This window comes from Halalkalibaculum roseum, from assembly GCF_011059145.1.
GTDB classification, from domain to species: Bacteria; Bacteroidota; Rhodothermia; order Balneolales; family Balneolaceae; genus Halalkalibaculum; species Halalkalibaculum roseum.
Window position 1 is genome coordinate 70,418 of sequence record NZ_JAALLT010000003.1, and the last position, 14,691, is coordinate 85,108.

Genomic DNA, 14,691 nt, shown 5'->3' on the forward strand with positions numbered 1-14,691 from the left:
AAAATTTAGAAGTTCGGACTTACGGAATGTTTCTTATAGAACTCACAGATTATGTTGACTGCTTCTCTGGGTTCATCAGTAAGATGAAAGAGATCGATATCACCCGGTGAGATGGTTCCTGCATCAACCATATTGCCTCTAATCCATGATACCAGTCCTTCCCAATAATCACTACCCATCAGGATGATAGGGAACCGGGTAATTTTACTGGTCTGTATAAGAGTCAAGGCTTCGAAAAACTCATCCAATGTTCCAAATCCGCCCGGGAAAACAATGAAACCCTGTGCGTATTTGACAAACATCACCTTGCGAGCGAAAAAATAATTGAAGTCAATTTCGTAATCGGGATCTACAAATTGGTTTACACCTTGTTCGTGTGGCAGGCTTATTCCCAGACCGACTGACTTTCCCTTGCCTTTTGCGGCTCCTTTATTGGCTGCTTCCATAATTCCCGGTCCGCCTCCGGTAATTACACCGAAACCCTGCTCGGTAATCATGGTTGCGGTATCCATAGCTAATTCGTAATACTTGTCGTCAGGTTTTGAACGAGCAGATCCAAATATGGATACACAGGGACCGATTTTGAAAAGTTTATCGTAGCCCTCAACAAATTCTCCCATGATCTTAAATATACTCCAAAGATCCTCGTCGTGCCCCTGTTCAAAGTTTTCAGGCAGTTTCACTCTATCATTATTGTCAGAACTCATATTTATTTCGTTTTATTTTTTTTGAATAACTCCATTGATAAAGTAACCCCCGGCCTTCCACTAGCCAGGACGGATGGTTTCACGCTGGTTCGAACGCTAAGATCTTCAGATACATCAAAAGACCGCATGTGGGCAAAAACATAGGCATCAATAATGTTTAAACCATACGCAAGCCCTATAGTTATATAAATGAAGTCTCTTCTGTTCCGTAAAAAATTGCGGTTGGTCCTTAATGATTCCAGGTTTTGTCCGGCCAGGTAATCGGGTGTGGGACCAAATCTCAAGTCATCGGGTGTATTTGTATTTTGATTATAATAGGCAGCGCGATAGTCGTGATATTTTTTTGTCAGATCAATACTATACCAGGTCAGTCCGCCCAACAAACCGTAAACCAACGGTACCTTCCAGATTTGCCTGTTGGTAATCTGCCCCCAGCCCGGAATGATCATTGATTTAAACATTACAGCCTTGGGGTTGGGTAACTCCCCGGCAGTATTTTCATTCTGAAGAGTATCTAAAGCAGATAATCCTATATTAACATTGCTACTTAAAGCAATTGAATTAGGAGAAAGTTGGCGGGATAAGCTTTGACCGCAAGCAAACGTACCGGTTAACAAGACAGTAAATAAGCAGGCACTAAGAGATCGACTCAAAAAGCTCAAGCAGCCTTTCCAGCTCTTCATCGGTATAATACTCGATACGAATTTCACCGCCATTCTTTTTTGACTTGATGTTAACTTTAGTACTCAATTTACGTCTCAGGCGGCTGGATATTTCATTGTAGAACGCCTGATTTTCATCTTTGCCTGACTTCTCTTTTTTGGATTTCTCATCACCCAATGAGCGAACGGCCTTTTCAATTTGCCGCACCGAATAGTCGTTCTTTACTGCCTTTTTATAAATTTTTTCCTGATCATCGGGATCATCCACACTGATCAAAGCACGTGCATGACCCATGGATATTTTATCATCTCTCAAGCCAGCCTGAATAAATGCCGGCAGATTCAACAATCGAAGCATATTGGTAACCGTAGTACGGTTTTTACCAACCTTTTCGGCTACTTCAGCCTGAGTGTAATCGAGTTCATCAACCAGCCTCTTATATCCCATGGCTACTTCAATGGGATTCAAATCTTCACGCTGTATATTTTCAATCAGTGCAAAAGAGATAACCTCTTCATCATCAACTTCCCGAATATAAGAAGGAATTTCCTTCAATCCCGCCAGCTTGGAAGCCCTCAATCTGCGTTCACCGCTAATAAGCTCAAATCGCTTCTCCCCGATATATCTAACAGTTATAGGCTGTATGAGTCCATGCTTTTTGATCGAACCGGCCAGTTCTTCCAGGCTCTCCTCTTTAAATTCTTTCCTGGGTTGATGTGGATTCGGGCGTATATTTTGTACCGGAATGTTCAGAACAACGTTGACCCTTTTCTTAGGATCTAAATAACTGCCGGAGGTGTCTGCCTGTTCTTTGGGTTTCTTCCCTCCTTCCCCTTCATCCTCATAGTCAGGAAAGAAGGCTCCTAAGCCGCGACCTAAAACTTTTTTCGATGCCATAGAATACCTCTTCTATTAGCTTGCAAAGACAGTGCTGTCTTTAAATAGCTTCTTATTTCTCTGGATGATTTCTTTGGCTAATGCCAGATAATTTTTGGCACCTGTACTGGTAGAATCATAAAGAAGGGCCGGTTTCCCGAAACTCGGTGCCTCTGCCAGACGTACGTTTCTGGAAATGACTGCTTTGAACACTCTGTCCTCGAAATATTTTTTTACCTCATCAGCTACCTGGTCGGAAAGGCGGGTACGGGTATCATACATCGTTAAAAGCACACCTTCAATTTCCAGTTCCGTATTGAGGTGCTGGCGTACAATTTTGATGGTATTTAACAGTTGACCGAGTCCCTCCAAGGCGAAATATTCGCACTGTACCGGGATGATGACCGAGTCAGAAGCCGTAAGTGCATTGATTGTCAATAATCCAAGTGAAGGCGGACAGTCTATGATGATAAAATCATATTTATCACGCAGACCTGAAATAGCTTTTTGCAGAATGCGTTCGCGTTGTTCGCGATCTATCATTTCAATCTCTGCACCAACAAGATTTATATGAGAAGGAATCAGATCTAGAAAAGGTAACTCTGTTTCACGAATGGCATCGGTTGCATTTACCCCACCCACCATAATTTCATACACGGAATTAGATACCGTTTTAGATTCAATGCCTAAACCGCTGGTGGTATTACTCTGAGGGTCGATATCAATGACAAGGGTAGGATGTTCTATAGCTGCCAGGCTGGCGGCCAGATTGATAGCAGTGGTTGTCTTTCCTACGCCGCCTTTTTGATTAGCTATGGAAATAACCTTACCCATATAATACTTTTATCAAAGATTTTTAAGTAGATGTTTATTTTGAAAATATAATGTGCAGTAATATGGTAAACAAAAATACTTATTAACAAGTTGTTAACCAATCATATACATATTCAACTCCTTGAGAGACATGTATTTACGGTGTATTCCCTCGTAAAAGGATATAATATTCCACAATTTTGTCGTTTTAAGCTTCAGTAATGGCATTCAACCGGGTCAAAATATCCTCTTGAACCTTATAATTTCCAGAATTCCACAAGCAAAAACTAAAAATAACTTACAGCACCTCATCAATGGATGTATATTCCATATCGAATGCCGCTGCGACATCTTTATAGACAATTTTTCCTTCGGCTATGTTGAGGCCCATTTTCAGCTCTTCATCTTCATTAAGGGCTTTTTTCCATCCTTTATTAGCCAGATCAACGGCGTAAGGCAGAGTTACATTGGTGAGACCTAAGGTGGAGGTATAAGGAACAGCTCCCGGCATGTTGGCCACACAGTAGTGTACCACATCGTCAATCACGTAAATCGGGTCGTCATGAGTGGTGGGCTTGGAGGTTTCAAAACATCCCCCCTGGTCAATAGCGACATCTACAAGAACTGTTCCCGGGCGCATGTTTTTAAGCATTTCACGGGTAATCAAGTGAGGGGCTTTGGCACCCGGCTTCAGAACTGCGCCGATGATAAGGTCTACATCCGGCAAGAGTCTTTTTATATTCGCCTCTGAAGAGAACATGGTGTTTACATTCTTATCCATAACGTCATCCAGATACCGCAAGCGTGACATATTGATATCCATGATCGTGGTATCGGCACCCATACCGGCAGCAATTTTAGCAGAATTAACCCCAACGATTCCGCCTCCCAGTACCAGAGCTTTTGCAGGAGGTACACCGGGTATGCCACCCATCAGAATTCCTCTTCCACCTGTAGCTTTCTCAAGGTATTTGGCTCCCTCCTGCGCCGCCATCCTTCCCGCAACTTCGCTCATTGGTATCAATAATGGAAGAGAACCGTCTTCTTTTTCTACCGTTTCGTAAGCGATGGCAACACAGTTTGAATCGACTACCTTTTCAGTGAGTGTTCTGTCGGCAGCGAAATGGAAATAGGTAAAGATAATCTGCCCTTCTCTCATACGGCTGTATTCTGCCTTAATAGGCTCTTTCACCTTCATGATCATTTCAGCCTTTGCCCAGAGCTCCTCGACATCATCAATAATAGTTGCACCGGCATCAATGTATTGCTGATCCTTAAAACCACTGCCATTGCCGGCTCCCTTTTCGAGTAGAACTTTATGTCCGTTTCGCTTCATTTCGGTAACGCCGCCGGGAAGCAGGGCTACACGATTTTCGTGAGTCTTTATCTCTTTGGGTACTCCGATAATCATGGCTAGAAAATTTAATTCAGGTTGATCAATTCCGTGCCAAAGGTAGGTAAATTTTCAGAAAATTTTTAACTAAATAGAGAAAGGATGCAGAAGTCCAGAAAGGTCAACTATTTAGGTCTCTACATTTATCCAAGCCTTTTTGAGTGACTTTTATGTGGCCATAAAGCAAAGGTCCGCCAATAGTAACTATTTCGATGTAATCAAGTTCTTGTAAGTACTCCAACACATTCTTCAACTGGGTACGATCAAGCCCCAATTTTTCGTTAATGTCATGTACCGATAACTTGTTATCTATATCCCCATTTGAAAGGCGGCAGATTTCACAGAGGTGTTCCTGGTTCTTTTTACTGAATTCGCTCCCAATAATCATTGTACTGATCTGTAACTATTTACCTGAAGTATCAATACACAAAACAAGTCTCATGAAATCTTTACCTAATTGTTATGATATTGTTAAGAAAAGTTCGGTAATGCTTTTTACAAACATTTCTATATTTTCAAGAGCCGCAAAAAGAGTATGGTCAACAATCTCAAGCACGCATGATTTCAAAAGAAATACTTAAGAAAGTCCGAAAAATTGAAATCCACACCAAAGGCATGGTGAATAATATTTTCGGGGGAGAGTACCAGTCGGCCTTCAAAGGTCGCGGTATGGAATTTTCAGAGGTGCGAGCATATACATATGGGGATGACATCCGACAGATTGATTGGAATGTAACTGCACGTACTGGTGAACCCTTTATAAAGATGTTTGAAGAAGAGCGCGAGCAGACCCTGATGCTCTGTGTAGATATTTCACCCAGCGGCATTTTTGGTAGCCGAACCCAAAGCAAAATGGAACTGGCTATTGAAATATGTGCCGTACTTGCTTTCAGTGCCATCAAAAACAGTGACAAGGTCGGGTTGGTTCTCTTCACCGACGTTATTGAAAAAGTTGTCCCACCCAAAAAGGGACGCATTCATGTACTTCGACTGATCCGGGAGTTGCTAACCACGGAACCCGAAGGTACCGGTACGGATATCAGCGAAGCGCTTTCATATGTCAACCGATTATTGAACAGGCGAGCTATTGTAGTAATGGCCAGTGATTTTCAGGATGATAACTATGATAAGCAGCTAAAAATCACCAACAAAAAACATGACCTGGTGAGTATTTTCATCAATGACAAACTCGAAGATGAGCTTCCCGATTTAGGACTTATTCCTTTAAAAGATGCAGAGACCGGTCAGGAGGTACTCGTTGATACTTCAAGCAAGAAAGTGAGACAAACCTATCAAAAACGGCGCCTGTCTGAGAAAAAGCAGATCCGTGACCAGTTTCTGCGCATGAAAATCGATACTATTGAACTGCATACCAATGAATCGTATGTGCAGCCGCTCATGAATTTCTTCCACCGTCGCGCTAGACGTTATTAATAGCACCGGATTATGCAGATTTTACTGATTTACACTGGTTATTGTAATGGGGAGACACCCCTGAGTCTTTGCTCCCTTTTGTTGGAAATTTTAGCGTTTTTCGAATCAACAAAGTTACATCGGCGGGACTCTTCCGCGCTGGGGTTTTAGTATAATCTCCTCAGCGACCGTTCGCGTTGAGAGCTGGGAAATGCTTACCAGCAGCTTTCCAACATCATCCGGATCAATGAGCAAAAGCGGATTCACATCCGAACTTTCCCAGGAAGTCGATTTGGTCTGGCCCAGGTTGAGGGCAGTCACGGCGATATTAGATTGCATAAGCTCTTTACGTAAGGAGCGTGTGTAACCCAATAGTGCATGTTTGGAGGAGGCATACGCTCCGCTCTCCTTAAGACCCTCAATGGATCCTACCGAGCAGATATTTATGATAATTCCACGCTCTCTGTTTTTTAAGTCACCTAAAAACCGGTTGGTCACATATACCGCAGAAAGAAGATTGGTCTCAATTTGTTCAATAAATTCACTGGTCTCTGTATCATTCAAGTCCTTGTAGAGATAGGAACCGGCATTATTGATAATTATACCCGGTTTTGGGAAATCTGCAGGCATTGAAATTTCTGAGATATTGCTTTCATTGGTCAGATCGCAGGGAATTACAGTTACTCTTTCTGCTCCCGCCTCTTCACAGAGCTGCTTAGTCTTCTCCAAGCCTTCTTCTGAACGAGCTATGAGCACCAGCGGGTGTCGGGTTTTACTTGCAAATTGTACCGCTATTCTTCTGCCGATACCTCTGCTTGCACCGGTAATAACTACAGCGGATGACTCAAAGCTCACGTTAGCGAACCCCCAGAAATTTATGGGTTTGCAGGCTTATGCCCCATTCGGGATGCTCTTTCACATACTCTACGATAAGATCCATGGATGATGGGGTGTCCCATTCCGGTTGTAGCAACAGTCGTGTTCCTTCAGGGCATTTAGCGGCATTCTTCTCAGCCCATTCGATATCCTTGTTTTTAAGGACTACCACTTTTAGTTCATCTACGTAAGGAAAAATATCTTCAAGCGGTTTCTTGAATCGTTTCGGGGAGAGAGTAATCCAGTCAAGATACCCTGATAAGGGTGAAGATCCGCTGGTTTCGATGTGTGTCTGTAAGCCCTCCTGCTTCAGGCGCATTGTAAGAGGATCCAAATCGTGTAATAAGGGCTCTCCGCCGGTGATCACTGCAAATTCAGCACCGCTCTCTTTGGCGCGCTTAACGATATCTCCGACTTTGACCTCAGGATGTTTCGATTCATCCCAGCTCTCCTGAACGTCACACCACCAGCAGTTGACATCACAGCCTGCCGTTCTTATAAAATAAGCCGGCCGGCCGGTATGTGCCCCTTCACCCTGGATGGTGTAGAAATCTTCCATCAGCGGTAGTTTGATGTTATTCAATTCATCCGCACTGCGCTCCAGAATCGATTCAAAGGCTTGATTGTCTTCTAAGGGTGTAAACATTCTATTCTGTGTATTCTACCCAGCTGTTTTCTGTTTCCCAAACAGTAATTGTGAGTTTAATGCCTTCAGGAATTCTCCGATCGGTTTCTTTATATATGTACTCTGCAATGCGTTCTGCTGTAGGATTCACTTTCACCAGTTCATTCAGAACTCCGTGGTCTAAACCCCCTTTTTCTGCATCTTTAGCAGCCCATTTCAATTCTCTGAAATCGCATACCATATCTGAAGTTTCCAAATATTTTGAAGGATTCAGCTTATTGGATTCAGCACTGAGATGTACCTTATAACTATGGCCATGCATACGACCGCATTTTCCATCGTAACCCTCTATCAGGTGGGCTGCATCAAATTTGAATTCTGTGTGTAAAGTCCATTTTGGCATTACTACCGTTCTGTATACCTATTTGTACGTTAGTGTTCATATGGTAAGCCTGAGAGGCTGACAAACCATAAAAATAAGGATAATTCTAGCGAATGTGAATTTGTTTACGATGGCCATTTAATGGTGCATCCCAGCGACTTCGATGTTTTTACGCTGATTCCCTCACCGTGACCAAGAGCCTGAATAGCATTTTTGAGGTATGGCTCTTTTACATCTTCAGCTGAGTTGGCATTGTCATCTATGGCACCCCTGTACACAAGTTCCATGTCTGAGTTGAACAAAAAGATATGCGGTGTTCGGGTTGCACCGAATGCTTTTGCCATTTCGCTGTTTTTATCGAGGGCATAATAAAATTCATACCCCTGTTCTTTGGCACGCTCCTGCATATCCTCAAAGCCATCGCCGCGATCACGATAAGCGGTATTTGGATTTAGCGCAATGGTCCCTATTCCATTTTCTTCTGCCAACCTTGCATGAGGGTTGTATCGATCTTCCCATCTTTTGACCCATGGACAGGTGTTGCAAGAAAAAATGACCAACAATCCATTCTCTTTGGATACCTGTTCGAGCGTAACCATCTCGCCGGATACATCTTTAACTTCAACATCAGTCATAGGAGCCTTGGCCCCAATCTCAAGCTCTGTGAGAAGAGAAATATCAACCGGTTTCCACGCACCAAGAAATACTGCTATAAGTATCGAGGAGGTGATAAAAAGAGTCGTTTTCTTCATAATATTTAACGGTTTAAGGCCTGTTTAACATGATTATCAAATTTAGAGAATGTAGCACTGTTTTCCCAACTGGCTACTACCTCTCCTTCCTTATTGATGATCTTAGAAAATGGCAATGCACCGGTCCACTCACTTGAAAGTGCTTCAATAAATTCCTGGTCACTCCCCGTTTTAAAATAGGTCGTCCAGTCAACGCCTTGCTCTCTTAGAAATTGCAGGGCAAGATCACGGCTATCCGGGAAGTCGGCCGAAATAAAAATCACCCGTAAGCTGTCTTCGTATTTACGCTGTACCTTCACAATTTCCGGAAACTCCTCAATGCAGGGAGCACACCATGTCGCCCATACATTGACCAAGACAGCTTTATCCCCTTCAAAAGATTGTAGAATACCCCTCAATTCTTCTGCAGTTACATCCTTCAACAACGGATCGGAAGTCTGAGTATCACTGTGTGAAGGATTATGCCACCCATAGGCACTCAATAAAATAAGGGCCATCCCGGCGAAAAAAGTTTTCCCAAATTTCTCGGCACTCATCATTCAACTCATTTCATTCGGATTCCAAAAATGTTTCTCGATATCTACAGTGTACTCTTCTGTAAAGCTAATGTTTTCCTGCTGCAAGCGCTCACGCATCGTATCATCTGGGAAATGCGCTCTTCCCGTCAGCTGTCCCAACCTGTTCAATACCCGGTGAGCGGGGATACCTGCTTTATGCGACTTATTCAAGGCATACCCTACCATTCTGGCACCTGAAGCTATCCCTAGATAGGAAGCTATGGCACCATATGTGGTTACCCTGCCTTCAGGTATTTCAGCCACAACCCGGTAAACATGTTCATAAAAATCTTCACCAAAATTATTATTTGTCATCTTTAAGCAGTCGATACATTTCCGCTTTTTTACCTCCACCCAAGCTTCTTGATTCTTCCGAAAGTTGCAGGGTTTCTAAACCTAAGCTCTTATACGTGTCAAGCAGATCTACATCACTTTTTAATAATTCCAGGTGTAGCCTTACCGTTTCGATATCTCCTCTTTTAATTGGGCCGGTCAGTGCTTTCGCCGCACTCTTTGATTCCAAATTCTGCAAGGTAGTTCGAACAAGTGGAAGCATTGCTGCCATAGCTTCCTGTTTGTCAATGCCTCCCAAAGCGGCAATCTTGCCGGAAATATCAAGCAAGGCAACCAGGTAGTTGGAAGAGACGACCGCCGCTGCATGCAGATAAGGTTTTGCTGAAGAAGTTATTCGAATGGTTTGTCCGCCCAAATGTTCAGCAAGATTCCGAAGGCGGTTATAGGTGATATCATCAGCTTCAACATCAAAATAGATATTCCTGAATTCCTGAGTACCCGAGCCGGATGTAAAGGTCTGAAGAGGATGAAAAGCAGCTATCCCAGCCCCTCTTCTTTTCAACGGCGTAAGAACCGAAGCTTCTTTACTGCCTGAACAATGAACAACCATTGTACCCGAAAAGTCGTGGGAGATGCGTGAAAGATTGTCAACTGAGTGCTCAATTTCAGAATCCTGAACTGTCAGAAAGATCAGCGAACCGAGCTCTTTAGAAGATTCCGGGAACTCGGAAAAATAGGTGGCCCCAACTTCACGGGCAACGGACTCAGCCTTTCGCAGGCGCCGGTTAAACAAACTGGTTATGGTGTAATTATTATCAAACAACGCCTTTGCAAGCGCTGAGCCAAGGGAACCTGTTCCTATTATGGTAACATCAGGTCGGCTCATGGCGACATTTAAAGTAACACTTTCTGGCGATCTGCATAGCCGGTCAGCAAGCTTCCCCGGTAATTGCTGTATTGATCTTCAAGAAACCTGATATCCAGCTCCCAGGCTTTGGCAACCAATACACCGGCGATAAAAGTAGCCACACCTTCCATGTTGGATTCGCCGCTATTCAAATAGTTCAAAAGGCCCGACTCATTCTCATCTTCAAGAAGCTTGTTAATTTTTTCAAACTCTTCCTTGTACCTGTTATCCAGGCGACAGCAGAAAATGATGAGCGCTCTTCTGGGCGCCAGTACTTCCTGCATTACATGGGCCAATTCTTTTACGATAGCCTGTGCCATGTCAGCTATCTGAACACTGACGACTGAAAAATCATCAAAAATGCACTGCAGCATCATCAGCTGACTGAAAAGACTCATATCTTTATTGAATCCTTCGTCATGGATGAAGAAGTCATCATCCTCATCGCAAAACTCATTGCGCATGTAATCATTCACCTCTACCCTTCCAAGTGGTGTTTCAAAGTATTTATTGGATGGCATCGGAAGTTTTTTGTCAAGCACCTCATCATATGACTCAATGATTACCACGGTTTCATAGTTATCGGGATCTATTCGGCTGTAGATATCGCAGGCCCTTTCAAAGTTATCTTCATTGATATCGGTCGGCGCGAAAAGTAGCCTGATATAATCGTTGGCACCGGGATGATCGGCTCTAGCGTCGGTCAACCCCTTCTGAATCTTCTCTTTAGAATACGAAGTAATGTTCATTGCTTAAGTGTGTGCAGATATCTTTAACATTATTGATAATAGGCAACTGAAACCCAGTGTTCGTTATGCTTAAAACTACAAATTCTGGCGCTTTTCTCATCATTAAATATGGTTGCATATTCTGTATCACTAATTCTTTGAAGCCGCAAATCATTCAGATTTGTTCTTAGTCCGCCCCCATGTAACTTGACCAATGCTTCTTTCAACGTCCATATGCGAATTAGCTGCAAAGACCTAATATCATCACCCTCTTCCGGATGAAATATTCTTTTTTTAAGACCCTCATGCACCTTTCGATCTTCAGGCTCCAGATCTATTCCAATATCAATAGTTTCGGAAAGTGCACAAAGAACATAGTCGGATGAATGAGCAATGCTCAAAAAAAGGTGTTTTGCTCCGGTTTCACAGTAAGGTTTACCCAGATCATCTTTTCGAATCCTGAAATCTTTTTCGAGAAGTCCGAATTTTGCTGCTAATCCCCTGATCAAATGCCGGCTACTCAGAAATTCATTCTTCCTGTTCTCACTTTTTATACTTTCGTATTCAACTATTTCCTCCTCTTCCAAACTTTGAAGGACTTCTTGAGAATGGTCGATAAAAGCCATTCCCAAATAGATACCTTCAGGAAGGTTTTGATTGTTAAGCAGTGAATAACTCATAAAATTCGATATTGGGAATCGGGTTAGGGCTTTTGGTTCTTTAGAATCATGTTTTAAGATCAATAAAGCAAAGAGAAAATCTCACAACTCTGTTTACAATTCCCTATTTTACGCGACTAAAATTTACACGTTAATTTATTGAATTTTTTATCCATCATTTACCATGAGTAACTCTGAACTCTCCATCAGTGAGCAACATGAAATACGCCTGGAAAAGCTTGAAGAACTCCAGGAAATGGGCATCAATCCTTATCCCTATGATTTTGATGTGACCCATTCCAGCGAGGAAATTCTTAACAATCCGGAGCTGATAAAAAAAGATGACCAAGATGCAGAAGACGCAGAACAGGTTGCCGTAGCCGGTCGCATCATGACACGCCGAATCATGGGTAAGTCTACTTTTTTCAACCTCCAGGATTCGGAAGGTACCATTCAGGTTTACATCCGCCGGGATGATGTTGGGACGGAAACTTACAATACGGTATTCAAGAAGCTTACTGACATTGGCGATATTGTAGGAATCAAAGGACATGTTTTTATTACGGGTACCGGTGAAACAACAGTTTATGCCAAGGAATTTGCACTGCTCAGCAAAACCTTGCGTCCCATACCGGTTCCGAAAGAAGTAGAGACAGAGGATGGAGAAACAAAAGTATATGATGCCTTCACCGATAAAGAACAGCGTTACCGCCAGCGCTATGTAGACCTGATCGTGAACCCCGAGGTTCGGGATGTATTTCGCCAGAGAACCCAAATGGTTCAACACATGCGAAATTTCATGAACAATAAAGGCTACATGGAAGTGGAGACACCCATACTTCAGCCAATCTATGGCGGGGCATCTGCAAAGCCTTTCAAGACCCATCATAATGCACTGGATATGGATCTCTACCTTAGAATAGCCAACGAGTTATACCTCAAGAGATTGATCGTAGGTGGCTATGATGGTGTATATGAATTTTCAAAAGATTTTAGAAATGAGGGACTTTCACGCTTTCACAATCCGGAATTTACACAGGTTGAGCTCTATGTAGCCTATAAAGATTACAACTGGATGATGGATTTCGTTGAAGCGTTGATTGAAAATGTAGCAAAAGAACTTCACGGAACCACTAAAGTCACCGTTGGAGATCATGAGATTGACTTCAAGCGTCCCTGGCCACGCATACCGATGTTTGAGGCTATTGAGAAAGAGACCGGTAAAGACCTCTACGGAAAGGACCTGGACGAACTGAGGAGCGCAGCTGAAGAACTCAATATTGAGCTTGAAGAAGGTTCCGGTAAAGGAAAAATTATTGATGAAATTTTCGGAGAATTTGTAGAACCCAAACTTATTCAGCCAACATTCATAACCGACTATCCTATTGAAATGAGTCCGCTGGCCAAGAAGCACCGCGAAAAAGAAGGACTTGTTGAGCGTTTTGAGTGCATCTGCAACGGTAAAGAGATAGCTAACGCTTTTTCCGAGCTTAATGACCCTGTTGATCAGAAAGAGCGTTTTCAGGAACAAGCCCGGTTACGGAGTGAGGGCGACGAAGAGGCGATGGAGATCGACGAAGATTTTGTGAGAGCTTTGGAATACGGAATGCCCCCTACTGCAGGCCTTGGCATCGGCATAGACCGCCTGGCTATGATCATGACCGATTCCGATTCAATCAGAGATGTCCTATTCTTTCCGCAGATGAAGCCGGAAAAAGAGTAATATGTTAATAAGGATTGGGTCTCGTGATACTATTTGCCTATCCTTTGCGTAGGATAATATTCCGGAATTGCGAAATCTCCTAAGTGATAATCTATGAAATTTGAGTGGTATCTGGCACTAAGGTACTTTAAAGGAAAACGGAAAGGCTCCCGCTTTCTCTCCTTCATTAAAATTATGGCTATTACCGGTGTGGCTGTAGGCTCTGCGGGTTTGCTGATTGCACTTTCCATTGTTCACGGTTTTAAGTCAACCATCGATAATAAAGTGCTGGGTTTTGCTCCTCATATTACCATATCAACCTACTCCAGCGATCCGTTGTACCGGTCGGACACTCTTGTCACCGATCTGACTAAATACGAAGAGATTGAAAACGCTCAAGCTGTAGTATATGGCCAGGCGATGATTCAATCACCGCAGGAGGTTACCGGCATCTTTTTTAAAGGCGTAGAGTCACAAGGGGATGTTACAGACCTTAATCAGTATATTGCGGAAGGCGAATTCGATCTGCGCACGGACTCATCTAATATGCCCGGAATCGTTCTCGGTCGTCAGATGGCGAATACACTGAACGCTTCCATAGGTACCATACTGACAGCTTATACTATTGAAGGTATTCCCTCCCCTCTGAACTCTCCCGAGATTCAGCAGTTCAGACTTACGGGAGTTTATCAGACCGGCATTGACCGCTTTGATGAGATCTATGCACTGGTCGACCGGCGCTATGCACAGGAACTGTTTCGAATTCCAGGGGTCCATGCTTCGGCGGTAGAGATAAGACTGCGTGACAATTCGAATATACAGTCCTTCAACAAGGAGCTTTCGGAGAGCCTGCCATTTCCCTATTACACGGAGACGATTTACAGCCAATATGGAAATATTTTTGCCTGGGTTGACCTTCAGGAAGAAACAATCCCTTTTGTTATAAGCGTGATGATCATCGTGGCCGCGTTCAATCTGATTGGAACCATTTTAATGATGGTCATTGAGCGTACCCGCGATATTGGAATACTTAAAACAATTGGAGCACAGAGCAAAAAAGTGCGAAAAATATTTCTACTTGAAGGTTTCTTTGTTGCGAGTGTGGGACTGATTATAGGAATGGGCATCTCACTTCTGTTTGCATGGGCTCAGAGCACTTATCAGATTATTCCGCTCTCAGAACAAAACTATTACATGTCTTACGCGCCGGTAGAACCTCATGGGTTGGACTTCATAATAGTGGCCGCAGTCACCTTTTTACTTTGTGCGCTGGCCTCCTGGCTCCCGGCCCGGGTTGCATCGAAAACAGACCCACTCAAGGTTATTGCTTACGGTAGGTAATCA

At 43.2% G+C, this 14,691-nt stretch carries 17 protein-coding genes; 3 read left to right on the top strand and 14 right to left on the bottom strand.

Translation table 11 applies throughout. The features are described 5' to 3' along the window. Window positions 1-5: 5 nt before the first annotated feature. The 5 genes from G3570_RS08855 to ald all read right to left on the bottom strand — a co-directional run bounded on the left by G3570_RS08855 (window position 6) and on the right by ald (window position 4,470). The gene (locus G3570_RS08855) at window positions 6-707 is read right to left on the bottom strand and encodes an LOG family protein (protein ID WP_165141437.1); all 702 of its coding nucleotides are present in this window, start codon (window positions 705-707) and stop codon (window positions 6-8) included. A 2-nt stretch (window positions 708-709) separates the two neighbouring features. Continuing rightward, window positions 710-1,264 carry a DUF5683 domain-containing protein gene (locus G3570_RS08860; protein ID WP_428841716.1) on the bottom strand — a complete coding sequence of 185 codons (555 nt, stop codon included), beginning with the start codon at window positions 1,262-1,264 and terminating at the stop codon, window positions 710-712. 79 nt (window positions 1,265-1,343) lie between these two features. Continuing rightward, window positions 1,344-2,267, bottom strand: a complete 924-nt coding sequence (locus tag G3570_RS08865) for a ParB/RepB/Spo0J family partition protein (protein ID WP_165141439.1) — start codon at window positions 2,265-2,267, stop codon at window positions 1,344-1,346. A gap of 15 nt (window positions 2,268-2,282) precedes the next feature. Next, window positions 2,283-3,080 carry a ParA family protein gene (locus G3570_RS08870; RefSeq protein ID WP_165141441.1) on the bottom strand — a complete coding sequence of 266 codons (798 nt, stop codon included), beginning with the start codon at window positions 3,078-3,080 and terminating at the stop codon, window positions 2,283-2,285. A 277-nt stretch (window positions 3,081-3,357) separates the two neighbouring features. Further along, a complete protein-coding gene (ald, locus tag G3570_RS08875) occupies window positions 3,358-4,470 on the bottom strand; it encodes an alanine dehydrogenase (RefSeq protein WP_165141443.1) in 1,113 nt (370 codons plus the stop codon). A gap of 540 nt (window positions 4,471-5,010) precedes the next feature. Between ald and G3570_RS08880 the strand changes: the two genes are divergently transcribed. Next, window positions 5,011-5,886, top strand: a complete 876-nt coding sequence (locus G3570_RS08880; RefSeq protein ID WP_165141445.1) for a DUF58 domain-containing protein — start codon at window positions 5,011-5,013, stop codon at window positions 5,884-5,886. A gap of 114 nt (window positions 5,887-6,000) precedes the next feature. Here G3570_RS08880 and G3570_RS08885 read toward each other — a convergent pair whose 3' ends face one another. The 9 genes from G3570_RS08885 to G3570_RS08925 form a co-directional block, all read right to left on the bottom strand. After that, entirely contained in the window at window positions 6,001-6,720 is a 720-nt protein-coding gene (locus G3570_RS08885; RefSeq protein ID WP_165141447.1) for an SDR family NAD(P)-dependent oxidoreductase, read from the bottom strand. Between the two features lies 1 nt (window position 6,721). Further along, a complete protein-coding gene (locus G3570_RS08890) occupies window positions 6,722-7,300 on the bottom strand; it encodes a radical SAM protein (protein ID WP_165142582.1) in 579 nt (192 codons plus the stop codon). A gap of 88 nt (window positions 7,301-7,388) precedes the next feature. Continuing rightward, window positions 7,389-7,769 carry a 6-pyruvoyl trahydropterin synthase family protein gene (locus G3570_RS08895; protein ID WP_165141449.1) on the bottom strand — a complete coding sequence of 127 codons (381 nt, stop codon included), beginning with the start codon at window positions 7,767-7,769 and terminating at the stop codon, window positions 7,389-7,391. Between the two features lie 104 nt (window positions 7,770-7,873). After that, a complete protein-coding gene (locus G3570_RS08900) occupies window positions 7,874-8,500 on the bottom strand; it encodes a thioredoxin family protein (RefSeq protein WP_165141451.1) in 627 nt (208 codons plus the stop codon). A gap of 5 nt (window positions 8,501-8,505) precedes the next feature. Further along, window positions 8,506-9,036 (bottom strand): TlpA family protein disulfide reductase, encoded by a 531-nt coding sequence (locus G3570_RS08905; RefSeq protein ID WP_165141453.1) that lies wholly within the window; start codon window positions 9,034-9,036, stop codon window positions 8,506-8,508. 3 nt (window positions 9,037-9,039) lie between these two features. Then, complete coding sequence (locus tag G3570_RS08910; protein WP_165141455.1) at window positions 9,040-9,372, bottom strand: MGMT family protein; 333 nt, start codon at window positions 9,370-9,372, stop codon at window positions 9,040-9,042. Continuing rightward, window positions 9,362-10,237 carry a Rossmann-like and DUF2520 domain-containing protein gene (locus G3570_RS08915; RefSeq protein WP_165141457.1) on the bottom strand — a complete coding sequence of 292 codons (876 nt, stop codon included), beginning with the start codon at window positions 10,235-10,237 and terminating at the stop codon, window positions 9,362-9,364. Before G3570_RS08915 ends, G3570_RS08910 begins: the two co-directional genes overlap by 11 nt. Before the next feature lie 8 nt (window positions 10,238-10,245). Continuing rightward, window positions 10,246-11,007: an AmmeMemoRadiSam system protein B gene (gene amrB, locus G3570_RS08920; RefSeq protein WP_165141459.1), complete on the bottom strand. Its 762-nt coding sequence runs from the start codon at window positions 11,005-11,007 to the stop codon at window positions 10,246-10,248. A gap of 29 nt (window positions 11,008-11,036) precedes the next feature. After that, the gene (locus G3570_RS08925) at window positions 11,037-11,666 is read right to left on the bottom strand and encodes a 4'-phosphopantetheinyl transferase family protein (RefSeq protein ID WP_165141461.1); all 630 of its coding nucleotides are present in this window, start codon (window positions 11,664-11,666) and stop codon (window positions 11,037-11,039) included. A 163-nt stretch (window positions 11,667-11,829) separates the two neighbouring features. Between G3570_RS08925 and lysS the strand changes: the two genes are divergently transcribed. Together lysS and G3570_RS08935 are read left to right on the top strand one after the other, a co-directional pair. After that, the gene (gene lysS, locus G3570_RS08930; RefSeq protein WP_165141463.1) at window positions 11,830-13,368 is read left to right on the top strand and encodes a lysine--tRNA ligase; all 1,539 of its coding nucleotides are present in this window, start codon (window positions 11,830-11,832) and stop codon (window positions 13,366-13,368) included. Window positions 13,369-13,461: 93 nt separating this feature from the next. After that, window positions 13,462-14,688, top strand: coding sequence for an ABC transporter permease (locus G3570_RS08935; RefSeq protein ID WP_165141465.1), 1,227 nt, complete (start codon window positions 13,462-13,464; stop codon window positions 14,686-14,688). Window positions 14,689-14,691 lie beyond the last annotated feature (3 nt).

What these genes read in the sequence shown, in the direction of transcription:
- G3570_RS08855 (WP_165141437.1), bottom strand. Translation starts at nt 707, where the DNA reads ATGAGTTCTGACAATAATGATAGAGTGAAACTGCCTGAAAACTTTGAA.
- G3570_RS08865 (WP_165141439.1), bottom strand. Translation starts at nt 2,267, where the DNA reads ATGGCATCGAAAAAAGTTTTAGGTCGCGGCTTAGGAGCCTTCTTTCCT.
- G3570_RS08870 (WP_165141441.1), bottom strand. Translation starts at nt 3,080, where the DNA reads ATGGGTAAGGTTATTTCCATAGCTAATCAAAAAGGCGGCGTAGGAAAG.
- ald (WP_165141443.1), bottom strand. Translation starts at nt 4,470, where the DNA reads ATGATTATCGGAGTACCCAAAGAGATAAAGACTCACGAAAATCGTGTA.
- G3570_RS08880 (WP_165141445.1), top strand. Translation starts at nt 5,011, where the DNA reads ATGATTTCAAAAGAAATACTTAAGAAAGTCCGAAAAATTGAAATCCAC.
- G3570_RS08890 (WP_165142582.1), bottom strand. Translation starts at nt 7,300, where the DNA reads ATGGAAGATTTCTACACCATCCAGGGTGAAGGGGCACATACCGGCCGG.
- G3570_RS08895 (WP_165141449.1), bottom strand. Translation starts at nt 7,769, where the DNA reads ATGCCAAAATGGACTTTACACACAGAATTCAAATTTGATGCAGCCCAC.
- G3570_RS08900 (WP_165141451.1), bottom strand. Translation starts at nt 8,500, where the DNA reads ATGAAGAAAACGACTCTTTTTATCACCTCCTCGATACTTATAGCAGTA.
- G3570_RS08905 (WP_165141453.1), bottom strand. Translation starts at nt 9,036, where the DNA reads ATGAGTGCCGAGAAATTTGGGAAAACTTTTTTCGCCGGGATGGCCCTT.
- G3570_RS08910 (WP_165141455.1), bottom strand. Translation starts at nt 9,372, where the DNA reads ATGACAAATAATAATTTTGGTGAAGATTTTTATGAACATGTTTACCGG.
- G3570_RS08915 (WP_165141457.1), bottom strand. Translation starts at nt 10,237, where the DNA reads ATGAGCCGACCTGATGTTACCATAATAGGAACAGGTTCCCTTGGCTCA.
- amrB (WP_165141459.1), bottom strand. Translation starts at nt 11,007, where the DNA reads ATGAACATTACTTCGTATTCTAAAGAGAAGATTCAGAAGGGGTTGACC.
- G3570_RS08925 (WP_165141461.1), bottom strand. Translation starts at nt 11,666, where the DNA reads ATGAGTTATTCACTGCTTAACAATCAAAACCTTCCTGAAGGTATCTAT.
- lysS (WP_165141463.1), top strand. Translation starts at nt 11,830, where the DNA reads ATGAGTAACTCTGAACTCTCCATCAGTGAGCAACATGAAATACGCCTG.
- G3570_RS08935 (WP_165141465.1), top strand. Translation starts at nt 13,462, where the DNA reads ATGAAATTTGAGTGGTATCTGGCACTAAGGTACTTTAAAGGAAAACGG.